The sequence below is a fragment of the Streptomyces sp. 4F14 genome (assembly GCF_048159485.1).
Classification (GTDB): Bacteria; Actinomycetota; Actinomycetes; order Streptomycetales; family Streptomycetaceae; genus Streptomyces.
Window position 1 is genome coordinate 63,637 of record NZ_JBLRVY010000008.1, and the last position, 24,093, is coordinate 87,729.

The 24,093-nt window shown below is 71.1% G+C and carries 12 protein-coding genes; 3 read left to right on the forward strand and 9 right to left on the reverse strand.

Features of this window, described 5'->3' with window-relative positions; translation table 11 throughout:
• Positions 1 to 24: 24 nt before the first annotated feature.
• The 8 genes from ACLZOT_RS15680 to ACLZOT_RS15715 all read right to left on the reverse strand — a co-directional run bounded on the left by ACLZOT_RS15680 (position 25) and on the right by ACLZOT_RS15715 (position 20,025).
• Entirely contained in the window at positions 25 to 1,725 is a 1,701-nt protein-coding gene (locus ACLZOT_RS15680; protein ID WP_416969502.1) for an ABC transporter ATP-binding protein, read from the reverse strand.
• Complete coding sequence (locus ACLZOT_RS15685; RefSeq protein WP_416969503.1) at positions 1,712 to 12,508, reverse strand: amino acid adenylation domain-containing protein; 10,797 nt, start codon at positions 12,506 to 12,508, stop codon at positions 1,712 to 1,714. The genes ACLZOT_RS15680 and ACLZOT_RS15685 overlap by 14 nt, the downstream gene beginning before the upstream one ends.
• 70 nt (positions 12,509 to 12,578) lie before the next feature.
• Positions 12,579 to 14,369: an ABC transporter ATP-binding protein gene (locus tag ACLZOT_RS15690; RefSeq protein WP_416969504.1), complete on the reverse strand. Its 1,791-nt coding sequence runs from the start codon at positions 14,367 to 14,369 to the stop codon at positions 12,579 to 12,581.
• Positions 14,369 to 15,436, reverse strand: a complete 1,068-nt coding sequence (locus ACLZOT_RS15695; RefSeq protein WP_416969505.1) for an iron-siderophore ABC transporter substrate-binding protein — start codon at positions 15,434 to 15,436, stop codon at positions 14,369 to 14,371. Before ACLZOT_RS15695 ends, ACLZOT_RS15690 begins: the two co-directional genes overlap by 1 nt.
• A gap of 135 nt (positions 15,437 to 15,571) precedes the next feature.
• The gene (locus tag ACLZOT_RS15700; RefSeq protein ID WP_416969506.1) at positions 15,572 to 16,414 is read right to left on the reverse strand and encodes an ABC transporter ATP-binding protein; all 843 of its coding nucleotides are present in this window, start codon (positions 16,412 to 16,414) and stop codon (positions 15,572 to 15,574) included.
• An 84-nt stretch (positions 16,415 to 16,498) separates the two neighbouring features.
• Positions 16,499 to 17,560: a FecCD family ABC transporter permease gene (locus ACLZOT_RS15705; RefSeq protein ID WP_416969507.1), complete on the reverse strand. Its 1,062-nt coding sequence runs from the start codon at positions 17,558 to 17,560 to the stop codon at positions 16,499 to 16,501.
• Positions 17,557 to 18,615: a FecCD family ABC transporter permease gene (locus ACLZOT_RS15710; protein ID WP_416969508.1), complete on the reverse strand. Its 1,059-nt coding sequence runs from the start codon at positions 18,613 to 18,615 to the stop codon at positions 17,557 to 17,559. The genes ACLZOT_RS15705 and ACLZOT_RS15710 overlap by 4 nt, the downstream gene beginning before the upstream one ends.
• Positions 18,616 to 18,678: 63 nt before the next feature.
• Positions 18,679 to 20,025 carry a lysine N(6)-hydroxylase/L-ornithine N(5)-oxygenase family protein gene (locus ACLZOT_RS15715; protein WP_416969509.1) on the reverse strand — a complete coding sequence of 449 codons (1,347 nt, stop codon included), beginning with the start codon at positions 20,023 to 20,025 and terminating at the stop codon, positions 18,679 to 18,681.
• Between the two features lie 212 nt (positions 20,026 to 20,237).
• Here ACLZOT_RS15715 and ACLZOT_RS15720 point away from each other — a divergent pair, with 212 nt between their 5' ends.
• From ACLZOT_RS15720 to ACLZOT_RS15730, 3 genes are all read left to right on the forward strand, one after another.
• Positions 20,238 to 21,185, forward strand: a complete 948-nt coding sequence (locus tag ACLZOT_RS15720) for a methionyl-tRNA formyltransferase (RefSeq protein WP_416969510.1) — start codon at positions 20,238 to 20,240, stop codon at positions 21,183 to 21,185.
• Between the two features lie 404 nt (positions 21,186 to 21,589).
• Positions 21,590 to 22,720 carry a PP2C family protein-serine/threonine phosphatase gene (locus tag ACLZOT_RS15725; protein ID WP_416969511.1) on the forward strand — a complete coding sequence of 377 codons (1,131 nt, stop codon included), beginning with the start codon at positions 21,590 to 21,592 and terminating at the stop codon, positions 22,718 to 22,720.
• A gap of 60 nt (positions 22,721 to 22,780) precedes the next feature.
• Positions 22,781 to 23,359: a hypothetical protein gene (locus tag ACLZOT_RS15730; RefSeq protein ID WP_416969512.1), complete on the forward strand. Its 579-nt coding sequence runs from the start codon at positions 22,781 to 22,783 to the stop codon at positions 23,357 to 23,359.
• A gap of 28 nt (positions 23,360 to 23,387) precedes the next feature.
• Here the strand turns inward: ACLZOT_RS15730 and ACLZOT_RS15735 are convergent, their stop codons facing one another.
• Complete coding sequence (locus ACLZOT_RS15735) at positions 23,388 to 23,792, reverse strand: hypothetical protein (protein WP_416969513.1); 405 nt, start codon at positions 23,790 to 23,792, stop codon at positions 23,388 to 23,390.
• Between the last annotated feature and the right edge of the window lie 301 nt (positions 23,793 to 24,093).

Genomic DNA, 24,093 nt, shown 5'->3' on the forward strand with positions numbered 1-24,093 from the left:
GGCCCTTCGCCACAAGGCTCGTGACTACCGCGCCACAGCCGCGCAGTACGCCTCGTCCGTCGCCAGCAGATTCCGGTGCGTGTCCTCCGCCGTGACCGCCCCGTCGTCCAGCACCAGCACCCGGTCGGCGGCATCGAGCAGCGCGGGACTGCTGGTGATCACCAGCGTCGTCCGCCCCCTGCGGAGCTCCGCGACCCGGCGCGCGATGAGCTGTTCGGTGACCGCGTCCACGGCGGTCGTCGGATCGTGCAGCACGAGTACGTCCGTGTCGGCGGCCAACGCCCGTGCCAGCGACAGCCGTTGACGCTGGCCGCCGGACAGGTTGGCGCCCCGGTCGCGGACCGGGTAGTCGAGGCCCTCCTTGTGCAGGGCGACGACGTCGGTCAGCAGGGACGCCTCGACGGCCTCGTCGATACTGCTGCTGGTCCCGGACGGGTCGATGTTGGAGCGCAGGGTTCCGGCGAAGATCTCCCCGTCGTAGGGGTTCACGAGCAGATGTGCGCGCACCCCCTCCACCGACAGCTCCCCGAGCGCGGACCCGTCGACGCGGACCTCCCCCTCGTACCCGTCCGGCGGGACGTTCACCGCGAGGACGGACACCAAGTCGGCGGCGGCGCGCGGCTGGTAGGCGGCGACGGCGACGAACTCGCCCGCCTTCACCTGGAACTTGAGGTCGCGCAGCGCCCCGTACCGGACGCGGTCGATCTCCAGGTCGCCGCCGGCGGACGGGGTCGCGGAACCCGGGGTCGTCACCGGCGGAGCCGACAGGACCAGGGACATCCGGGCGGCCGAAGCGCGCGCGATCATCACGTACTTGGGCATCTCGGAGAAGAGTTTCAGCGGCTCCATGATGAACTGCGCGAGGCCGACGGCCATCACCAGCTCGCCGATGTTGATACGGCCCTCGAAGGCGAGCCACCCGGCGGTGAGGGTGACGGCGGCGGCGAGGACCGCGTTGAGGGCGAGGGCCGTACCGGCGTAGATCCCGTTGACGCGGGCGACGGTCACCGCCTGCTGCTTGGCCTCGGTGCTGACCGCCCGGTAGGAGCGGAAGGCCGCGTGGTTGCCGCCGAAGCCGTGCAGCGGGCGCAGACCGGTGATGAGGTCGGCGACCTTCGCACCGGCGCGGGCGACCCGGGCCTGCTGCTCCTGCGTACTCGACCCGATCCGTTTGGACATGATCGACAGGACGGTCAGGATCGCGGCGGACCCGGCGATGACCAGCAGTCCGAGCCGCAGGTCGGCGAGTCCGAGGGCGATCGCGGCGATGAGGAGGGAGACGACGGAGCTGATGAGGAGGGGGACGACCTCGATGATGTCGGCGGTCTGGTCGGCGTCCTCGGTGGCGACGGTGAGGACCTCGCCGGACTTCAGGTCGACGTCGCGGGCGACGGGCTGGAGGCCGCAGGCTGCGACCGCGACGCGCCAGCGGTGCGCCTCGGTCGTGTTGGCCTTCTGGAGGATGCGCATGCCGAACCGCCACGACAGGGACACGGTCGTGATGATCACGGCGAGCGCGGCGATGGAGATGCCGAGCTTGTCGAGGCTCCGGTCGCGCATCGTGTGTTCCACGATGAGGCCGAGCGCGATGGGGAAGGCGGTCTCCCCGGCCTGGTAGAGGCCCATGAGGAAGGTGCCGCCGGCCATCGCGCCGACGTTGCGGCGCAGCGCGGTGCGCAGGATGTCGGCCCCGGTGCGGGGCTGCTGGGGGTCAGGAGTTGTCATCGAGGTGGCGGGCAATCGCTTCGGGGGTACGCAGGGTGAACAGGTCTCGGATGGTCACGACGGGGCCGAACTCGCGGCGGAGCAGCCCGATCAGGCGTACCGCCAGCATCGAGTGTCCCCCGAGGGACACGAAGTCGCTCACCGCACTCACCTCGTCGTCGTCCAGGTCCAGGGCTTCGGCGAAGAACTCGCAGACCAGGGTTTCGGTCTCGGTCTCGGGTCCGCGCTCCCCCGCCGTGGTCAGCGCGCCGAGCGGCCGTGCCTCGGGCAGCGCCTTCGTGTCAGCCTTCCCGTTGACGGTCAACGGGATGCCGTCGACCTGCGCGTAGTGCGTGGGCCGCAGGAAGTCGGGGAGTCCGGCGCCGACCTCGGCCGCGACATCCGCCAATTCGGCGCCGTCCAGGACGAGATACGCGGCGAGCCGGTACGCGCCGTCGACCTGCGGGTCGGGCTGCGCGACGGCGGCGGCGAACCGGACCGCCGGGTGCGCCGCGAACACGGCCTCCACCTCGCCGAGTTCGACGCGGTGGCCGCGGATCTTGACCTGCTGGTCGGTGCGGCCGAGGTACATGAGGTTGCCGTCGGGCCGGCGGACGACCAGGTCGCCGGTGCGGTACATGCGTTCGCCGGGTTCCCCGAACGGGCAGGCCACGAACCGGTGCGCGGTCTGTCCCGGCTGTCCGAGGTAGCCGCGCGCGATGCCGACGCCGGAGACGTACAGCTCGCCGGGGACACCGTCGGGCAGGGGCCTCAGCCAGGGGTCGAGGACGTAGACGTCGGTGTTGTCGATGGCGACGCCCACGACCGGGTCGGCGCACTCGAAGGTGCCGACACCGAGGGTGTTGATGGTGTACTCGGTCGGCCCGTACAGGTTGTAGCCGACCGTGCCCTCGGTCCGGTCGAGGCGCTGCCACAGCGTCGGCGTCACCGCCTCACCGCCGAGCAGGACGAGCGGGGGCCGCCGGTCCGGGTCGTCCAACAGGCCCTCGGCGACGAGCTGTTGCGCGTAGGTCGGGGTGACGTTGATGACGTCGATCCCGAACTCCAGGCAGTACGCGACGAGTCGGGGCGCGTCCCGGCGCAGCTCCTCGTCACAGATGTGCACCTCGTGCCCGTCGGCGAGCCACAGCAGCTCCTCCCACGACATGTCGAACGCGAACGACACGGTGTGCGCGATCCGGAACACCCGGTGCCCGTGCTGGGCCAACACCGGTTCGAAGATGCGGCGTTGGTGGTTGATCAGCATGTTGGTGAGACCCGCGTACTCGGTCACCACGCCCTTGGGCTTGCCGGTCGAACCGGAGGTGTAGATCGTGTACGCCGGGTGCCGCAGCCGGTTCGGGTCGTCCGGCGCGAACGTCACGAACGGCTCGGCGTCCGGCAACGGCCGGTCCAGCTCGATGAGTTCGCCGCTGAGGCGGGGTGACACCGAGGACACGGTCAGGATGACGTCAGGCCGCGCGTCCTCGACGATCGCCGCGATCCGCTCGTCCGGGTGGTCCAGCTCCAGCGGCACATAGGCCGCGCCGACCCGCAGGACGGCGAACAGGGCGACGATCGAGTCCAGCGAACGCGGGACCGCGAGGCCGACGTTCGTCTCCGGGCCGATCCCGCGTGCGGCGAGCACGCCCGCCACCTCGCGGCTGCGGTCCCGCAGTTGCGCGAAGGTCAGGGTCTTGCCGTCGGCGACGAGGGCGAGCCGCTCGGGGGTGCGCGCGGCGGCCTGGTCGAAGCGGTCGACAACCGTGTCCGTGGTGATGTCGGTCTTCACGCCGGGTACGGGTGTGGCGCCGAGTCCCGGCAGCGCGCCGACGGGTCCGCTCGCGCGGGCCAGGTCGCGCAGGACGCGCAGATAGCCGTCCAGCAGTCGCCGGGCGTCGGCCGAACTCCCGTACCGGTGCTCCAGCTTGACCGTCAGCCGGTCGCCCGGCGTCACGACCCACGTGTACGGGTAGTGCGTGGAGTCGTCGGCCTTGACCTCGACGATGCCGTGCCGGGCGTTCATCTCCGCGAAGGCGTCCATGTCCAGGAAGTTCTGGAGCACGAACAGGTTGTCGAAGAGGGTGTCGTGGCCGCTGGCCCGCTGGATCTCGCCGAGCCCGAGGTGCTCGTGCTCCATCGCCGCGACCCGCGCCGACTGCACGCCCTCCAGGTACTCCCGCACCGAGTCCTGGGCGCGGGCCCGGGTCCACATCGGCACGGTGTTGAGCAGGACGCCCACGATCTCGTCCAGCCCCTCCCCCTCGCGCCCGGACACGGTCACGCCGAACACGGCGTCACTGCGGCCGGTGTGCGCGCCGAGCAGCAGCCCGAAGGCACCGGTGAGGACGGAGTTGAGGGTGACGCCGTGTGCCTTGGCGGCCTCGCGCAGGAGGTCGGAGTCATCGAGGGACAGGGTGTGGACGAGAGTCGGGGGCAGCTCCGTCGACAGCTCGGGGGCCGGGCCGGCCAGGAGGGTCGGTCCGGGGAGGGCGGCCAACTGCTCCGCCCAGAACCGCTCGGAGACAGCCGTGTCCTTCGACGCCAGGGTCCGCGCGTACTCCTCGAAGCTGGGCGCCGGAGACTGGGTCAGCTCACCCGCGTACGCGTCGAAGAGGTCCCTGAGCACGATCTCGCGCGACCAGCCGTCCCACAGCAGGAGGTGGTAGCTGAGCAGCAACCCGTCGCGCCCGTCGGGCAGTTGCACGATGGTGAGCCGGATCAGCGGGGGTTCGCCGGGGTCGAACCCGGCGTCGCGGTCCGCCGTCCGGAAGGCGTCCACCTCTTCGGCGGAGGCCAGTTGGACCGTCCGGACGTCGACTCGCCTGCCCGCCTTGAGGACTTGGACCGGGTTGCCGTCGTCGTCGGTGGTGAAGCCCGCACCGACGACCGGGTGCCGGTCGATGACCTGGGCCATCGCGTCGGCCAACCGATCTGCGTCCAGGCGTCGTTCGAAGGTGAACCAGCTCTGCGCGACGTAGTGCCCGGCCTGCCCCGCCAACTGGGCCTGGAAGAACAGGCCGCGCTGGAGGGGGGTGACCGGCGCGGTGCGCTCGGCGGTCGCGGAGGCATCGGCGATGCGGGTGAGGGCCGTCGTCCACGCGTCGGTGATCGTGTCCGGGACGCCCTCGGCGAGGATGAACTCCGCGTGCAGGCCGTCCTGTTCGACCCAGGCGTTCACCTCGACCGCGTACGGGCTGCCCTGGTCGCCCGCAGTGAGGTGCAGGGCCTGCGCCTCGCTGCCCCGGCCCAGGTAGTTGAACAGCACCTGGGGGCGGGCGGTGAGCAGGGGGGCCGTCTGCGGGTTCAGGTACCTCAGCCGGCCGTACGCGACGTGCCCGTCCTCGTCCGGCTGCCGCTCGGCGACCTCGCGGGCGGCCTCGACGGGGTCGGTGTGCGCGGTGAGGCGGACCGGGGCGATGGAGGTGAACCAGCCGACGGTGCGCGTGTAGTCGTGGTCGGCGTGGACGGGGACCCGGCCGTGGCGCTCCAACTCCACGGCCAGGTCGGTGGGTTCGGGCTGGATCTCCGTGAGCGCGACGCGCAGGGCGCCGACGAGGAGTTCGGTGAGGTCGACTCCGAGCGCGGCGGGGGCGGTTCGGGTGAGGCGGTCGGTGGTGTCGGCCTCCAGGACAGCCGTCGTCTCGCGCAACACGCCTGGCCGGTCGACCAGTTCGGGCGCTTCGAGTGTGGTGATCCAGTGGCCGAGAGTGGCGGTGTCCTGCTGAGTGGCGAGCGCTTCCGCGTACTGCGCGAACGGCGTCGTCGGCGGGGCGAGCTCCTTGCCGCTGAGGGCCGTTGCCAGGTCCTCCAGGAGGATCAGCCACGACACGGCGTCCACGGCGAGGTGGTGGACGACTACGACGAGCGTCCGGCTCTCCGCCAGCCACGCGAACCCGGCGACCCGTCCGGCCTCGGGGTCGAGGCGGTCGGCGAGGCCGTTCGCAGCGTCCGTCGGGTCCGAGTCGCCGCGTACGACGGTGAGTTCGGCGCCGGGTTCGGTGCTGAGCGTCCAGACGCCGTGCTCGGTGGCGAGCCTCAGGCGCAGGGCCGGGTGTGCGGCGACGACGGCCTTCGCCGCCCGCTCGACGTCCGCGAACCCGGTGCCCTCGGGGGCGGTGAGGGTCCTCGCCTGGACGAACCGGGCGAGGGAGCCGCCGAGTTGGCGCTGCCGGAGGATGATCGGGGTCGGGACGAGCGGGCCGTCCTGCGCGACGACCGGCGTCTTCGGGGCGACGGGGACGCTCACGCGCTCCGCCAGCGCACGCGGTGTCCGCAGGAGGAAGACGTCCCGGGGGGCGATGGCCAGGCCCAGGGCCCGCGCCCGGTTGATGACGGTGATGGCGACGATGCTGTCACCGCCGGCCCGGAAGAAGTCGGTGTCGGCGTCGACGTCGGCGCCGGGGAGGGTGTCGGCGAAGATGCGGATCATGGCGTCGAGGGCCTGGGCCGAACCCTCGGCGGCGGCGATTCCAGCGGCGGCACCGGGGGCAGCAGGGCCGGCGCTGGCCCCAGAGCCTTCAAAAGCAGCCGTTTCCTCGGCCGCCCGCGCCACCAGCGCCTTCCGGTCCAGCTTCCCGTTCACCGTCAACGGCAGCGCGTCGGCCGTCAGCACCCGCCCCGGCACCATGTGCACCGGCAGCTTCACGGCGAGCCGCTCGGCGAGGTCCCCGGGCACCCGCCCGACGACGTGCGCGACAAGATGGTCCCCGCTGTCCGCGACGGTCACGGCGACGTCGGTCACCCCGTCGACCTCACGTACGGCGGCCTCGACCTCACCCAACTCGATGCGGAACCCCTTGAGTTGGACCTGATCGTCGGCCCGCCCGGCGAACTCCAGCTCCCCGCCGAGCGTCCGGCGTGCCAGGTCCCCGGTGTGGTACATCCGCGACCCGTTCCCCGTGAAGGGGTCGGCGACGAACCGCCCCGCCGTGAGCCCGGCCCGCCCGAGGTACCCCAGGGACACCTGGTCCCCGGCGACGTAGATCGCCCCCACCTTGCCCGGCGGCACCGGCCTCAGCCGCTCGTCGAGGAGGTAGGTCACGAGCCCCGGTATAGGCCCGCCGATCGGGCTGACGTCGGTCCCGAAGTCCTCGTCGTCCAGCACCCGGTGGGTGACGTGCACGGTCGTCTCGGTGATCCCGTACATGTTGACGAGTTCGGGCGACCGCACGCCATGCCGCTGGACCCACCCCCTGAGCCGCCCTAGGTCGAGCGCCTCGCCGCCGAAGATGACCCGGCGTAGCGCGGGCAACGCCTCCCCGGACTGCCGGTCGGCCTCGACGAACTGGTAGAAGGCGGACGGGGTCTGGTTCAGCACCGTCACCCCGCGCTCGCGCACCATCCGGTGGAAGTCGACCGGCGACCGCGTCAACCCGTAGTCGGGCACCAGCAGTTCACCCCCGTGCAGCAGCGCCCCCCACAGCTCCCAGACCGCGAAGTCGAAGGAGTACGAGTGGAACTGCACCCACACGTCGTCGGGCCCGAAGCCCATCGCTGGCTGCGTGTTGGCGAGCAGCGTCACGACACTGGAGTGCGGGACGACGACGCCCTTGGGCTGTCCGGTCGAGCCGGACGTGTAGATCACGTACGCCGGGTCGTGCCAGCCGACCTCGAACGGCTCGCTGTCCAGGGGGAGTTCGTCACCCTGGACGATCACTCGGGCGTCGACGCCGGTCCGGGCCAGCAACTCCGTGAACCGGTCGCGGTGTTCGCCGTCCACGAGGACGACCTGCGGGGCGGAGTCGGTGAGGATGTGCTCCAGCCGCTCGTCCGGGTAGGCGAGGTCGAGCGGGACGTAGGCCCCGCCCGCGCTGACGACCGCGAGCAGCGCGACGACCTGTTCCGCCGACCGGGGCACGGCGACGGCGACCCGCTTGCCCGCACCGACGCCGGCGGCGCGCAGGGCGCTGGCCAACTCGCCTTGCGCTGCCAAGAGTTCGCCGTACGTGAGAGAGCGGGTCGTGCCGTCCAGGGCGATCTGAGTGACGGCGGTCGCGCCGGGATCGCGCCGGGCTGCGGTGTCGAAGAGGGCGCCGAGGGAGGTCGGTTCGACCGAGGTCACCTGGGAACGGCCCCCGGCGACAAGGGCGTTCGGGTCGGCGAGCAGCGCCGTCAGGGTCGAGGTGAAGGTGTCCAGGACGGTGCGGGCGTCGCGTTCGCCGAGGACCTCGGCGTCGTAGATGAGGTTGAAGCGGTCGCGTTCGACGACCAGGGTCAACGGGTAGTGCGGGGCACCCTCGTTGACGATCTCCGTGACGGCGAGGGTGTCGCCGGGGCGGCGCAGGGCGGTGATGTCGGTCGCGATGTCGAAGACGACGAGGGTGTCGAAGAGGGCGCCCGCGCCGATCCGGGAGAGGGAGACGTGCTGGTGGGCGAGGACGGCGCTCTGGTGCTCGCGGACGGCGGCGAGGAGGTCGCCGGCGGAGGTCGTGGCGTCCCAACGGGCGCGAACCGGAATCGTGTTGATGAACAGGCCGACCATGTCCGCGATGCCGGGCACGTCGGCGTCGCGGCCGGAGACCGTGGAGCCGAAGACGACGTCCGTGCTGTGCAGGACGCCGCCGAGGGTGACGGCCCAGGCGCTGTGCACGGCGACGCTCAGGGGTACGCCGGGTGTCTCGATGCCGGCCGGGGCGGCGACCTCGGCGAACGTGTCGGAGGGCGTGTGGCCCTCGGCGACCAGCGAGGTGCCGGTGAAGCCGTCGAGTTCCGCGCGCCAGACCCGGTCGGTCTCGGCGGCGTCCCGTTCGGCGAGGGCGCGGACGTAGTCGGCGAAGCCGCCGATCGGGTAGACGCTGCCGGGCGCGTGGTACTCGGCGAGGAGCGCGCGCAGCATCGGGGGGACGGACCAGCCGTCGGCGATGATGTGGTGGACGGTCTGGACGAGGACCGTGCGGTCGGTGGCGCGGACCAGGGTGTAGCGCATCAACGGGCCCGCGGCCAGGTCGAATCCGGCACGCCGGTCGCGTTCGGCGAGGTCGTGGAGTTCGGCGTCGGTGATGCCGGGGCGGTCCAGGACGGTGAACGGCGCCTGGACGCCGCCCTCCAGGACGGAGACGACGCGGCCGTCGGCGAGGGCGGTGAAGCGGGCGGCGAGGTTGGGGTAGAGGTCGAGGAGGCGGGTGGCGGCCGCCTTGAGGCGGTCGGGGTCCACTTCCCCTTCCAGCGTGAGGAGTTGCTGTTCGACGTAGGCGCCGGAGGAGTCGTCGTCGAAGACCGAGTGGAAGTAGAGGCCCTCCTGCAACGGCGTCAGCGGCAGGATGTCCCTCAGCTGCGGGCCGTCGTAGGCGTCCACGTCGGCCTGGGTGAGGGGGACGAGGTCGAAGTCGCTGGGGGTGTGGCCGCCCGTCTCCAGCCCGGCGAGTCCCGCGAGGGCGGCGGCGAAGTGGTCGCCGAGGGCCGTGATGTCGTCGTCGGTGAACACGCCCGACGGCCAGGAGACGGTGGTCACGAGCTGGAACTCGCCGGTGTCCGGGTCGGGTTCGGCTATCGCGTTGAACTCCAGGGCACGCGGGAGGCGCATCGCGGGGTCGCGCTTCTCGCCCAACTGGCCGGTGGCCCCGGCGAGTTCCCAGTCGCCGTCGGCGCCCGCGTCGAAGCGGCCGAGGTAGTTGAAGAGGATCTGGGGGGCAGGGGCGGTGAAGCCGGCGCCGTGGAGGTGGCGCAGGACGCCGTAGGACAGGCCGTTGCCCGGGACGCGGGCGAGGTCCTCCTTGACGGCCTTGAGTGCGGCGGCCAGGTCGTCGGTGGTGCCGGGGTCGACGGTCACCGGGAACAGGGTGGTGAACCAGCCGACGGTGCGCGACAGTTCGGGTTCGAACCCGGCGGAGTCCGCGACGAAGCGGGCCTCGCGGCCGTGGCCCTCCAGCTCGATGTGCGCGAACGTCTGCTCCTGGCCACGCTCCGCCCGGAACCGGGACAGCGCGACGGCGAGGGCGGTGAGGAGGACGTCGTTGACACCCGCGTGGAACTTTGCGGGGATCTCGCCGAGGAGGGCGGCGGTGGTCTTCGGGTCGGTGGTGAGGACGCGCACCCGCTCGTCCGCGACCGTGTCGGCCGCCGACAGGGCACGCCTGCCGAGGAGTTGGTCCGGTCCCGGCAGCTCCCGCTCGTAGTGGGCGCGGTCGGCGTCGAAGGCGGCGCGCTCCAGGAGCTGCGTCCACCGCCTGAACGACGTGCCGACGGGCGGGAGTTCGACGTTCGCGCCGGAGCTGTACCGGCTCCAGGCGGTGGCGAGGTCTTCGCGCAGGACGCGCCAGGAGACGCCGTCGACGATGACGTGGTGGGCGACGAGGACGAGTTGGCGTGCCTCGCGGCGCCAGACCGCGCGCAGCATCACGCCGTCGTCTGGGTCGAGCCCTTCGGTGGCGAGGGTGACGCATTCCTCCAGCGGGAGGCCGCTCTCCTGCCAGTCGATCGTGGCCCGGCGGGCGGGCGGGACATCGAAGCCCCAACTCCCGTCCCTCACCAGGCGGGCGCGGAGCATGTCGTGGCGTTCGGCGAGCGCGGTGAGCGCCGCGTCGAGGGCGTCCTCGGTGAGTTCGGCCGGGGTGTTGAGGACGACGGACTGCACGAACCCGTCGACGGCGTCCGTGGTCTCGCCGAGCCAGCGCACGATGGGCGAGCCGGTGACGGTGCCCGTCGGGACGTCGGCGTGGTCCGTCGCGGAGACGTCCTCGCGGCTGGCGACGGCGGCGAGCGCGCCGACGACGCTGTGCGTGAAGATCTGGCGGGCGGTGACGTGCAGCCCCTGTTCGCGCAGGGCGCCGAGCAGGGAGATGGCGAGGATGCTGTCGCCGCCGAGTTGGAAGATGTCCTGGTTGACGCCGACCTCGTCGAGGCGCAACACCTTGGCGACGGCCGCGCAGACGATCCGTTCGTCCTCGGTGGCGGGCGGCACGATCGTGCCGGTGCGGATCTCGGGCTCCGGCAGGGCCCTCCGGTCGAGCTTGCCGTTGGCGGTGAGCGGGAACTCGGACAGCACGACGATGTGGGTCGGCACCATGTACTCGACCATGTGCTCGGCCGCCCACGCCTTGACCTCGTCGGCGGTGAGCGTCTCGTGTCCGGCGGAGGGGATGACGTAGCCGTCGAGGTAGGTGCCGCCGGCCGAGTTCTTCTTCGCGACGACGCACGTGTAGCGGACGCCGGGGTGTTCGGCGAGGCCGACCTCGACGTCCTCCAGCTCCAGGCGCATGCCCCGGATCTTGATCTGGTTGTCCACCCGGCCGAGGAAGTCGAGGGAGCCGTCGGGGGCGAACCTCGCCAGGTCTCCTGTGCGGTAGAGGCGGGAGCCGTCCGCAGCGAAGGGGTTGGCGACGAAGCGGGAGGCCGTCAGGGCGGGCGCGTTGACGTAGCCGCGCCCCAACAGGAAGCCGCCGACGTAGAGTTCACCGCCGACGCCGACCGGGACCGGCCGCAACTCGGTGTCCAGGACGTAGAGTTGCGTGTTCGGGTTGGCCTTGCCGATGGATGTGGTGAGGCGTCCGGCCCTGCCCCGGTAGATGACGTGGGAGACGCCGATGGTCGTCTCGGCGGGGCCGTAGCCGTGGTACATGGGGATGTCGAGCTTGGTGCGGAACCGTTCGTACAGCTCCGGGGTGAGGACCTCGCCGCCGCACCACACGTGCCGCAGGCTGTCCAGCCTCCCCGAGTCGCCGGCCATCTCCAGCAGGACGTCCAGCATCGACGACACCAAGTAGGTGAAGGTGACGCGCTGTTCGGCGATGACGCCGAGGAGGTGGTGGGGGTCGCGTTCGCCGCCGGGGCGCAGGACGACCAGGCGTCCGCCGCTGACCAGGGGGAGGAAGATCTCGTTGATGGAGATGTCGAACGAGAGCGGCGCCTTGAAGAGGGAGGCGTCGTCGTGGCCGAAGTGCAGGATCTCGTTGACCTGCCACAGCAGGCGTTCGCTGATGGCCTCGTGCCGGATCATCGCGCCCTTGGGGCGGCCGGTGGAGCCGGAGGTGAAGATGACGTAGGCGAGGCCGTTGCCGGGGACGGTGATCCCTGTGCCGTCGGCGGGGTACGTGTCGTACGCCCACTCCCCCAGGTCGACGGCCACGGCGGGGGGTTCGGCGGCGTCGTGCTCGCCGGTCGCGTTGAGCTGGAGCACGGCCCGCGCGTCCTCGATGACCACGGCCCGGCGTGCGGCCGGCCACTGGGGGTCGAGCGGCACGAAGGCGCCGCCCGCCTGGAGGACGGCGAGCAGGCCGATCACCATCTCGGCGGAGCGGCCGAGGGAGATGCCGACGACCTGTTCCTCGGTGAGCCCGCGTTCGATCAGGTGGTGCGCCAACTGGCTGGACAGCTCGGCTGCTTGACGGTACGTCAGGGAACGGTGCTCGTCGACGATCGCCGTCTCGTCCGGCCTCGTGCGCGCCTGCTCCCGGAACATCTCGACGATCGTCGGGCGGTCCCGGTCGGCCCGGTTGTCGTTCCACTCCGCGAGGAGCGCGAGCCGCGCGGCCACGCCGGAGGGGGCGATCGTGCCGAGCGGCCGGTCCGGGAAGTCGGCGAGGTCGTCCAGGGCGAGCTGGGCGTCGCCGGGGTCGACACCGTCGGGGACGGCGATGTCGTACGCGTCCCCTTCGGGGTTGCCGACCCAGGCGAGTACGTCGGTGAAGAGGGTCGCCGACGTCAGCTCGATGCCTTCGGGGTCTGCCCCGCCGGCCCAGAACTCCAGCCCGATGGCGCACGCTTCACTGATGGCCCGGTCGGAGTGATCGCCACCGACACGCCGCCGCACTCCGGCGAGGCGCTCGGGAGAAAGCCGTACAAATCGAGTACCAGATTCCAGCATCGAAGACTCCGCGTCCCTTTCACGTTATGAACGTCGGCTTCAGGTGGGGGGCAAAGCGGACCGAGGGGGCTTAACTGCCTTCGCGCCAGGCTCGCCACAGGCGGGCGTACCGTCCGCCCAGGGCCACGAGTTCGTCGTGCGTCCCCTGTTCGACGACCCGGCCGGCGTCGAGCACGGCGATCCGGTCCGCCGACATCGCCTGCGTCAGCCGGTGCGCCACGAACAGCGTCGTCCGCCCGGCGCAAGCCGCCAGTACCGCCCGTTCCAGCTCGGCAGCCCCTTCGCTGCCGGCCTCGGCGGTGGACTCGTCGAGCACGACGACCGGCGTACGGGCCAACACGAGCCGCGCCAGAGCGAGTTGCGCGACCTTGGTCACATCGAGCCGTTCGCCGCCTTCGCCGACCGGCGTGTCGAGTCCTTCGGGGAGAGCCGAGGCCCACTCCCACGCTCCCACCGTCCGCAGCGCGTCGGCGAGTTCGTCGTCGGTCGCGGAGGGCGCGGCGAGCCGCAGGTCGTCCGCGAGGGGCCCGGAGAACACGTGGCTCTCCTGGGTGAGGATGCTGACCAGCGCCCGCGCCCCGGCCTCGTCGACGGAGGCGAGGTCGGTCCCCCCGATCCGCACGGATCCCGCGTCGGGCGTCCCGATCCCGGCGATGAGCGCGGCGAGGGTGGTCTTCCCGGCTCCGGTGGCCCCGACGAGCGCGAGCGAACCCCCGGCCGGGATGGTCAGGTCGACGTCCCTCAGGACGGGTTGGTCGGTGTCGGGGTAGCTGAAGGTCACGCCCCGGACCGTCACCCCGTACGAGCCGGAGTCGGCGGTCGCGTCCCCGACGAGCCGTCCGGAGGTCCCCTCCCCCAGCACGCCGACGAGCCGGGTGAGGCTGGCCCCGGACTTCTGGGCCTCGTCGAAGGTGAACATGATCGCGCCGAGCGGCGTGAACAGCCGGTGGAAGAGCAGGGGGGCGGCGGAGACCTCGCCGAGTGTCGCGGCGTCGTTCTCCAACAGGGCGTAGCCCACGAGGAGGATGAGGGTCAGCCCGATGAACTCGGCCCGGTTCTCGCGCCCGACGAACCGCCCGAAGAACCGGAAGACCTCGATGCCGTAGTTGCGTACCCGCCACGACTCGGTGTCGACCTTCTCGCGGAAGGTGTCCTCCAGCCGGTAGGCGCGGACGGTGTCGATGCCGTCGAGCCCGCTGATGAGGGCCTGGGCGCGGTCGGCCTGGGCGGCCCGCTGCTTGCGGTAGAGCGGCGCGGAGCGCGGCAGGTACCAGCGCAGCGCGAGCGCGTACGCGGGCAGGGCGCCCGCGCCGGCGAGCCCGAGCCGCCAGTCGAGGCCGAACATGCCGGCGGTGGCGATGGCGACGAGTACCCCGGCGGAGAAGACGGTTGGGATGGCGGTCCGGATCCCCCGGGAGATGACGGCGACGTCGTCGCCGACCCGGGAGAGCACGTCGCCGCGCCCGACCTGTTCGACGCGGGAACTCGGCATGCCGAGCACCGCGCGGACGGCGCCTTCGCGCAGCCGGGCGAGCAGGTCCGCGCCGAGCCGTCCGATGAGGTAGGTGGAGGCGGCGGTGGCCACCGCGCCGAGGAGCGCGGCGGCCACCATCGTGACGCCGATGGTGAACAGGACCGACCGGTCGTCGCCGCCCACGACCCCGTCGACCACGCGGCCGAGGAGGAGGACGGGCAGGACCTGGAGGGCGGCCCCGGCCACCGTGGTGAGCACGGTGGCCGCGGTCAGTCCCGGTACCTCGCGGCAGTGCGCCGTGACCCACCGGGTGGCCTCACGGCCGGTCGCCGTGCGCAGCGCCGCCGGGGCGGGGCGCGTGGCGGTGCTCACGCCGGCGTCGGACATTACTGGCTGACCGCCTTGACGAGTTCGTCGATCGCGTACGGCATCGAGGCGAGCGTGGCCTGGGACATGGCGGCGCCGATGGCCGGGCCCTCGCTGTCGAGGAGGTAGGTGACCTTGTTGTTCTTGACGGCGTCGAGGTTGGTGAAGAGCTTGAACTTCTTCAGGGCGTCGGTGTCGGCCTTGTCGTTGATGACGACGACGCGGTCGACGTCGACGAGGTCGACGCGCTCGGGGGAGAGCTGGGTGGAGAAGCTGCCGCCGGCGACCTTGTCGATCTCGGTCTGGTACTTGAAGCCCATGCCGGTCAGGAGCTGGCCGCGGACGTCGGTGGAGGTGAAGGCGGCGACGGAGTTCTTGTACCAGGAGAACGCCACGGCGGTCTGGTTCGCGAACTCGGGGTGCGCCTTCTTCGCGGCGTCGAGCTGGCCCTGCACGCCCTGGATGAGCGCGGCGCCTTCCTTCTCCTTGCCGAGGGCCTTGGAGATCTGGAGGGCGTTGTCCTGCCAGGGGGCGCTGAAGGGTTCCTTCTCCGCCTTCGTGCGGCCGACGGTGGGCGCTATCTGCGACAGCTTGTCGTAGGCGGCCTTGTCGATCTCGGAGTACACCGCGACGATCAGGTCCGGCCGCAGGGCGGCGATCTTCTCGAAGTTCGGTCCTGAGTCACCGTTGTTCATGATGACCTCGGGCTTGCTGTCGCCCCACTTGTCCTTGACCCAGGGCCACTGGGTGTTGATGTCGGGGGACTTGCCGGCCGGATTGGGGTACTGGTCGACCATGCCGACGGGCTTGGTGCCGAGCGCCAGGACGGTCTGGTCGTCGGTGTAGCCGACGGTGACGACGCGTTCGGGGGCCTTCTTGATGACGGTCGAGCCGAAGAAGTGGTCGACGGTGACGGGGAAGGCGCCGCCCGCGGCGGAGGCGCTGGGGGAGGTGTCCGCGCCGGCGTTGTCAGAATCCGAGTCGCTGGACCCGCAGCTCGCGAGAAGGCCGACGCCGAGCGTCGCGGCGGCGAGGGTGGCCGCCACCCGGCGCCAGGGCTTCATGAGCGTCGTTCTGTCGAGGAGCATCCCGCAATCCCTTGCCTTCACGTTGTCCAGCTTGTCCGGCGCCCCGCGTCAGAAGCGGGCGCCTCGTTCCATGGGCAGGCAAACCCTACCCACAAAACTGAGGTTAGCCTAGCCTAACCAGCGTAATCGTCCCGATCATTCGCCGACGCGGGCGTGCGTACGCCCGATCGGCACGATCATCGGCCGGTCCCCCACCGGGTCGTCCATGACCATCGCCTTCAACCCGAAGGCGTCCGCGAGGAGTTCGGCGGTGACGACGTCCCGGGGGTGCCCCTGCGCGAGGATCGCGCCGTCCCGCATCACCACGAGGTTGTCGCTGTAGCGGATCGCGAGGTTGAGGTCGTGCAGCACCATGACGACGGTCCGCCCGGACTCGTGGAGGTCGTCCACGAGGTCGAGGACGTCGACGGCGTGCGCGAGGTCGAGATAGGTGGTCGGCTCGTCGAGAAGCAGCAGGTCGGTGCCCTGAGCCAGCGTCATGGAGATCCATACGCGCTGGCGCTGACCGCCCGACAGGGAGTCCACCGGCCGGTCCGCGAGGTCGAGGACGCCGGTCATGTCGAGGGCCTTCTCGACGACCTCGGCGTCGTCCGAGGACCACTGCCGCAGCCAGCTCTGGTGCGGGTGCCTGCCACGGGCGACCAGGTCGGACACGGTCAACCCCTCGGGCGCGACCGGCGCTTGGGGAAGCAGCCCCAACTTCTTGGCCACCTCACGGGTCTTGAGGCGCGCGATGTCGTCGCCGTCCAGCACGACCGAGCCCTTGGTGGGCTTCAGCAGCCGCGACAACGTCCTCAACAGGGTTGATTTCCCGCAGCCGTTGGGCCCGATGATCGTGGTGATGACACCCGGCGGCACGGCCACGTCGAGGCCGTCGATGACGGTCCGGCTGCCGTAGCCGACCGTGACGCCTCGGGCGGCCAGCCGCGTCGCCGCGACGGCCGGGGACTCGATCTCGGTGATGTGCTGAGCGGCCACAGGACCCCCTTGCCTCTTGGATGCGCCTATTTAGGTGTGCCTAACCTTTGTACCAGGTACTCCGGTTTGCCCGAGGGCCAGGCGCTACTTCAGGTTCGCCCGCACCAGCAGATAGACCAGGAACGGTCCCCCGATCGCCGCGGTGACCACCCCGACCGGCAGCGTCACCGGCAGCGCGGCCCGCGCGATCAGGTCGGAGCCGAGCAGCAGGACCGCCCCGAAGAGCCCGGAGGCCGCCAACGGGGGCGTGGGACAGCGCGCCAGACGCATCGCCACCTGCGGCGCGACCAGCGCCACGAACGGCACGGGACCCGCCGCGCTCACCGCGACACCGGCCAGCAGCACCGCGCACAGCAGCAGCACGGCCCGTACGGCGCCGTAGCGCACGCCGAGTCCCGCCGCCACGTCGTCGCCGAAGTGGAGGGGTTTGAACTGGAAGGCGACACAGGTCACGACGGCGAGCAGGGCGAGGGTGCACCACAGGGCGATCCACACCTCGTTCCACGACCGGTTGTCGAGCGTGCCGACCAGCCAGGTCTGGGCGCGGGCGACGTCCCTGATGTCGGCCCCGACGAGCAGCCAGGTCGTGACGGCCTGCATGACGGCGCTGACGGAGATGCCGATCAGGATGAGCCGGAAGCCGTCGATGCCGCGCCGCCAGGCGAGGACGTAGACGAGGAGCCCGGTGCCGAGCCCGCCGAGCAGGGCCGCCGCCGAGAGGCCGACGGAGTCGGAGATCGCGGTCGCCACTCCTCCGGTGACCGTGACGAGGAAGACGGCGACCATGCTCGCGCCGCTGGTGATCCCGAGGATGTCGGGGCTGGCCAGCGGGTTGCGGGCGATGGACTGGGTGAGCGCGCCGGAGACGCCGAGCGCGATGCCGACGACGAGTCCGGCCAGGGCGCGCGGCATCCGCAGGTCCATGACGACGAACCGGTCGACCTGTTCGCCGCCGCCGAAGATCGTGGAGATCACCCGGGAGAGGCTGATCGGGAAGTCGCCGATGCCGATGGAGAGGCAGAACAGCAGGAAGGCCGCCGCCGCGAGGACCAGGGTGACCAGGGCGATCCAGGGCCGCCACACGAAGGAGAACCCGCCGGCCCTGAGGCCGGGCGTCACCGAGGGCGTCAACTCTGTCCCGTTCATGCGCTCTTGAACTTTCCGCGGTAGACGAGGAGCGCGAAGAACGGCGCCCCCAGCAGCGAGACGACGACGCCGGCGTCCAGTTCGCCGGGCCTGACGACGAGTCGGCCCACGATGTCGCAGACCAGCAGGACGACCGCGCCGAGCAGTCCGGCGTACGGGACGAGCCAGCGGTAGTCGGGGCCGGTGAGGGAGCGGGCGATGTGGGCGACCATCAGGCCGAGGAACGCGATGGGCCCGCAGGCGGCGGTCGCGGCGCCCGCGAGGAGCGTGATGGCCGTGATGCCGATGATCCGGCTGCGGGTGACGTCGACGCCGAGTCCGCGCGCCACGTCGTCGCCGAGGTTGAGGAGGTTCATCGCCGGGAGGGTGGCGACGGCCAGCAGGAGGCCGGCGCCGATGAACGCGGTGATGGGCCAGATGACGTCGAAGCCGACCCCGGCGACCGATCCGGCGTTCCAGAACCGCAGGGCGTTCAGCGCGGTCTGGTTGCCCAGCGAGATCGCGGTGGTCATGGCGGCGAGGAAGACGGTGATGCCCTGTCCGGCGAGGGCGAGGGTGAGCGGGTTCCCGGCGCCCCGGCCGATGCTGGCGAGCCCGAACACGACGACTCCGGCGAGCCCGGCGCCGAGGAAGCCGAACCAGACGTAGGCGAAGGGGCTGGTGAACCCGAACACGGCGATCGCGGTGACGACCGCGAAGGACGCGCCCGCGTTCACGCCCAACAGCCCTGTGTCGGCTATGGGGTTGCGGGTGTAGCCCTGGATGAGGGAGCCGCCGACGCCGAGCGCGATGCCGGCGACGACCGCGAGGACCGTGCGCGGCACCCGTACCGTCCGCACGATGAGGCGGATCTCGGTGAGCCGCTGGTCTGTCGTCGGCGCGTCGAAGAGGCCGTGCCAGACCTCGCTGACGCTCAACGCCCGTGCCCCCACGGCCAGGGACACCGCCGAGGCGATCACGAGGACCGCCAGGAGGATGCCGAGGCCCACGGCCCGCCGCCGGCGGAGGAGAGCCACCTCGCCGCTCGCGGGGCGCGCAACTGTAGTCGTGCCCATGTCGTCGTACGTTATCTCTTCGGTCTGTGGGCTCCGCGCCACGGGTGCGCGGAGCCCGGGGGCTCAGCGGGTGGTGCGGTCGGCCACCGAACGGGCCTCGTCCGAGGCGGACTTGAGGCCCCGGTCGAGGAGCGAGTCGAGGATCTCGCCGACTCTGATCGCCGTGTTCGACAGCAGCGAGGAGGTGATGCCGTGGGTGTGCTCGGTGCCGCCCTGGAGGTAGATGCCGGCGCGGACGCCGGGGGCGGTGGCGATGCGGTAGTCGCGCTCGACGCGGACGCGGCCCTCGTCGTCGCGCAGGCAGTGGCCGCCGACCTCGCCGAGGAGGCCGAGCGGGTCGGCCTGACTGTACCCGGTGGCGAACACGACGACGTCCGCGTCCAGATACGTTTCCTCGCCGGTGACCAGGGACTTCACGGTCGCCGTGGCCTTCTCCTCGGTCTCGGTGACGCCGGTGAGGCGGGAGACGTTGATGAACTTGAGGCGCTCGGTGCCGAGGACCTTCTCCTGGTACGACTGGCGGTACAGGTCGTCGATCAGGTCGATGTCCACCACGGAGTAGTTGGTGTTGCCGTGGTAGTCCATCAGGCGTTTCTTGACGTCCTCGGGAGCCTCGAAGTACTCGTCGACGGCCTGCGGGTCGAAGATGCGGTTCGCGAAGGCGCTGTCGTCGGCGGGGCTGTAGCCGTAGCGCGAGAAGACCGCGCACACCTCGGCGTCCGGGAACCTGCGGTGCAGGTAGGCGACGTTCTCGGCGGCGGACTGGCCGGCGCCGACGACGACGAACCGGGTCGGGTCGGTGCCTTCGAGGGCGTCGACCTTCGCGAGGAGGTCGGAGTTGTGCCACAGGCGCTCGCCGCGCTCGATGCCCTCCGGCATGAGGGGGCGCAGGCCGGTGCCGATGACGAGGTTGCGGGCGCGGTGGACGGCGAGGCCCTCGGGGGAGCGGACGGTGACGTCGAGGTGGTCGATCTCGCCGTCGCGCACGACGGGTTCGACGCCGACGACCTCATGGCCGTAGGAGACCATGTTGTCGACCTTCGCGGCGGCCCACTCGAAGTAGTCGTGGAACTCGACGCGCAGCGGGAACAGGCTCTTGTGGTTGATGAAGTCGATCAGCCGGCCCTTGCTCTGGAGGTAGCACAGGAAGCTGTACTCGCTGGCCGGGTTCCGGAGCGTCACCAGGTCCTTGAGGAAGGACACCTGCATCGTCGCGTCGTCGATGAGCATGCCGCGGTGCCAGCCGAAGCGGGGCTGCTGCTCGAAGAAGTGGGCGGTCACCGCCCGCTCCGTGCCGACACGAGCGTTGTGCTCCTGAAGTGCGATCGCCATGGCCACATTGGACGGGCCGAAGCCGATCCCAATGAGGTCGTGGACCAGGGGTGCGTCGGCAGGAAGCACCTGTGACATGTCTCTCCCATCGTGACGGGCATGCCGAGGAGCGGCACACCGGCAACTTAGGTGAGCCTAAGCTAATCTTGCGGGGCTGTCGATAGGAGCGATGTGAACCACTCGACACCAACGGCCGACCCATCGACCCCCGTTGAAAGATAAGGTAAGCCTTGCTTTACTTGATCCGGTACGGCGTCTGATCCCCCAGCCCTGCTTCTAGGAGGAACCCCATGCGGGTCGTCATGTTCGGTTACCAGACCTGGGGGCACCGCACCCTCCAAGCCCTCCTGGACTCCGAGCACGACGTGGTGCTGGTCGTCACGCACCCCAAGAGCGACCACGCCTACGAGAAGATCTGGAGCGACTCGGTCGCCGACCTCGCCGAGGAGCACGGCGTACCCGTCGTCATCCGCAACCGGCCGGACGACGAGGAGCTGTTCCAGCGCCTCAAGGACGCCGACCCGGACATCATCGTCGCCAACAACTGGCGTACGTGGATCCCGCCGCGCATCTTCGGCCTGCCCCGGCACGGCACGCTCAACATCCACGACTCGCTGCTGCCCAAGTACGCCGGGTTCTCGCCGCTGATCTGGGCGCTCATCAACGGCGAACCCGAGGTCGGGGTCACCGCGCACATGATGAACGACGAGCTCGACGCGGGTGACATCGTCCGCCAGGAGTCCGTGGCCGTCGGCCCCACCGACACCACCACCGACCTCTTCCACAAGACGGTCGACCTCATCGCGCCGGTCACGGTCGCCGCGCTCGCCGAGATCGCCTCGGGCAGGACGGAGTTCACGAAGCAGGACCGCACCCAGGCGACGTTCTTCCACAAGCGTGCGGAAGACGACATCCGCATCAACTGGGACTGGCCGGCCGAGGTCCTGGAGCGCCTGGTCCGCGCCCAGTCCGCCCCGTACCCCAGCGCGTTCACCTACCACAAGGGCAAGCGCCTGGAGATCCTCGCGTCCTTCGTCTCCGAGGCGCGCTACGGCGGCACCCCGGGCCGCATCTTCTACCGCGAGGGCGAAGGCGTCGTCATCGTCACCGGCGCCGATGCCCGCACGGGCCGCAACCACGGCCTCGCGATCACCCGCGTCCGTACGGAAGAGGGCCGCGAACTGGCCGCCACCGACTACTTCACCTCCATGGGCGGCTACCTCACCACCCGCCCCTGATCCGTCGGCCCCGGTACGGTCCCGGGGCCGACTCCCGCTCGCCGCCGCACCCGATCCCTGTCGGGGGCGGCGGCGACCGGCTTCACGCGCCGTACGGTTGACGCGACGAAGGGGCGGGGCCTCCCAGGCCGCCACGGGCATCGCGGTGCGGACGCGGCGACGCTGCGGGAGTTCGTCGACAACGAGGATCTCGACGTACGCCGCTGCCCGATCCCCGGTCTCCGCCTCTCCCCGGCGGAGGACCCCCTGGTCGCGAGGGTGATCTCGATCGCGCGAGCACATCCCGACCCCTATGTCCGCCACTCCGTCGAGGTCCAGCTCGGCGGCCAGCGGCGGGGCGATTCTTCGTAACGGGGTGGGACTGCATACGGTATGACCAGATCATCACCTGCCCGGGAGTTCCGATGTCCGGTAGCCGTCGTGCGAGACCTGTTGAAGCCGTCGAGGCCATCGAGCCGCCCGGGAACGGTCAGCTCGCGCTGATCGTTCTCGGGGTGACGGTGTCGGTGGAGGCGTTGGGGGAGCTGTCGGGGTCGGCGGTGCTGCTGCTGGGGCTGCTGGTGTTCCTGCCGGGGGCCGCCGCAGCGCTGTGCACGGTGCGTCAGACCGCCTTCGTCGCCCTGTGGACGGCGGCGGTGGTGAGCACGACCGTGGTGACCCGCGGGCCGGGCGGCCACTGGCTCGACCGGATCCTGATGATCGCGATCACGATCGCGCTGGGCGTCGCGTCGACGTACGCCTGCGGCTACCGCATCCGGCGCGAACACGAGATGCTGCGGCTGCGCTCGACGGCCGCCGCGATGCAGCGCCACATCCTGCACCCCCTCCCCCTCGTCACCGACGACGTCCTCGTCAACGGCGTGTACGAGCCGCTCCAGGAGGACCGTCTCGTCGGCGGTGACATCTACGACGTCGTCGACTCCCCCTGGGGAACCCGGGTCCTCATCGGCGACGTCCAGGGCAAGGGCCTCGCCGCCGTCGGCGCCGCCTTCGCCGTGATCGGCGCCTTCCGCGAGGCCGCCCACCGCGAACCCACCCTGACGGCGCTGGTCGACGCCCTCGACGCGGCCGTCGTCCGCCACAACTCCTACGCCACCGACACCGGCGAGGACGAACGCTTCGTCACCGCGCTCATCCTCGGCATCGAACTCGATGATGAGGTCCAGGCGGTCAACTGCGGCCACGTCCTGCCGTATCTGGTGCACGACGGCAAGGTCACCGTCCCCCACCTCGACTCCGGCGTCCCCCTCGGCCTCTCGGAGCTCGCGGCCGAGCCGACGACCGTCGGCTGGTTCGACTTCCCGGCGCACGCGACCCTCGTCCTGAGCACCGACGGCCTCACCGAGACCCGCGCGGCGAACGGCACATTCTACCCGGCCGAAGAACGCCTCACCGCCCTCACCGCCCTCTCTGGCCTCTCCCCCACCACCCTCCCGCAGGCGCTGTACGACGACGCCCGCGCGTACGCCGGGCACGGCGGCCGGCACGACGACGTCGCCGTCCTCACCGTCCGCCGCTCACCCCGCAGGCCCTGACAGTCATGACCGCCGCGGCCCGGGGTAGGTGCCAGTGACGGCACGGACTTTGGAGGGGTCGTGGAGTGGCAGACGGAGGACTTCGGGACGTCGCACGAAGGCAGGCCGCGCGCCCTGCTCCCGGACGGCACCGAGCCGGGACCGGTGTACTTCGACATCGGCAGCGGCGCCGACATCCCCAAGTCCACCGAGTGGTGGGTGTACGACGGCACCCTGGGCGCCCCCGAGGCGAGCCACCTGCGCGCGGCCTGCTCCTGCGGCTGGCGCGGCGACACCCACCACCCCCTCGACTGGGCCCGGGTCCCGCGCCACCACCCCTACGACTACGACACCTCCGCGCTGCACGAGGAGTGGGACCGGCACATCGCCGACGTGGAGTCCCGCTCCGTCCCGCTGCCCACGGACGTCGAGGCGATGATCGACGAACTCGGCCGCAAACTGGGTGACTTGGCCGACCAGGCGCCGCTGGCCGCGCTGCGCGCCGTGACCGCGCTCGAACGCCTCACCGCCGACGCGGCCCGCGAGGCGGCCTACAACGTCCGCGCCGACGAGATCTCCTGGGAGACGGTCGCCAAGGCCCTCGGACTGACGGAGGAGGACGCGCAGTCGCTGCTGTTCCGGTTCAGTTTCCGCAGATGAGGGTCACGGTTTCAGGCGTCCGGCCTCGTCAGGCGTCCGCCGCGTCCTTGATGTCCGAGATGAGCCGGGTGCTCAGGTCGCTCTGGACCGCCAGCGTGGTCCGCTCGGGGTTCGTGCCGCTGTCCCAGGTCAGCGTGACGACGGTGAACGCGTGCCCGGCGCCGGAGTCGCTGTAGCGGACCTCCCACTGGAGGGGGACGTTCTGGGCGCGCAGGACTCCGTCCGCGTGGTTGGTCTCCTCCCACTGCGCGAGGCGCCCGCGCAGTTCCTGCGTGAGGTAGTGCGCGCGCAGCGCCGCGCCGAGGTCGTCGGTCCCGTCGTACACGGCGTCGATGTAGGCGCCGTAGAAGTCGGCCACCCGGTCGACGGTGGACTCCGGGCTCCCGCTGCGGATCACGTCGCCCGGGTCGGCGGGCTTCTGATCGCCGGTCATGGATTCCTCCCCATATGAGACACGAGGGACAAGTCCGCGCCTTCCCCCGCTTCCGCCGCCGAAACACGGGCCGCGCCGTTCACCGGGGGCGTGCCACGTCTCACGCCTCGGATCATCCGTTGACGTACGCCGACGTCACTCCTTACGCTCCCGCAAGCGCGTGACCCTGTGGAGCAGGGTCCTGGACAGGGAGGGACCGGCGTGCCGCACAGCAGTGAACTCCGCTTCCCCCTCGCCGTGTTGACGCTCTCACGGCGCTGGCACATCGACCTGGAACGCTGCACCAGCTGTCTGTGTCGCG

Coding starts and splice junctions, on each gene's coding strand:
- ACLZOT_RS15705 (WP_416969507.1), bottom strand. CDS start 17,560: ATGAACGGGACAGAGTTGACGCCCTCGGTGACGCCCGGCCTCAGGGCC.
- ACLZOT_RS15695 (WP_416969505.1), bottom strand. CDS start 15,436: ATGCTCCTCGACAGAACGACGCTCATGAAGCCCTGGCGCCGGGTGGCG.
- ACLZOT_RS15725 (WP_416969511.1), top strand. CDS start 21,590: ATGTCCGGTAGCCGTCGTGCGAGACCTGTTGAAGCCGTCGAGGCCATC.
- ACLZOT_RS15680 (WP_416969502.1), bottom strand. CDS start 1,725: ATGACAACTCCTGACCCCCAGCAGCCCCGCACCGGGGCCGACATCCTG.
- ACLZOT_RS15685 (WP_416969503.1), bottom strand. CDS start 12,508: ATGCTGGAATCTGGTACTCGATTTGTACGGCTTTCTCCCGAGCGCCTC.
- ACLZOT_RS15690 (WP_416969504.1), bottom strand. CDS start 14,369: ATGTCCGACGCCGGCGTGAGCACCGCCACGCGCCCCGCCCCGGCGGCG.
- ACLZOT_RS15720 (WP_416969510.1), top strand. CDS start 20,238: ATGCGGGTCGTCATGTTCGGTTACCAGACCTGGGGGCACCGCACCCTC.
- ACLZOT_RS15710 (WP_416969508.1), bottom strand. CDS start 18,615: ATGGGCACGACTACAGTTGCGCGCCCCGCGAGCGGCGAGGTGGCTCTC.
- ACLZOT_RS15735 (WP_416969513.1), bottom strand. CDS start 23,792: ATGACCGGCGATCAGAAGCCCGCCGACCCGGGCGACGTGATCCGCAGC.
- ACLZOT_RS15715 (WP_416969509.1), bottom strand. CDS start 20,025: ATGTCACAGGTGCTTCCTGCCGACGCACCCCTGGTCCACGACCTCATT.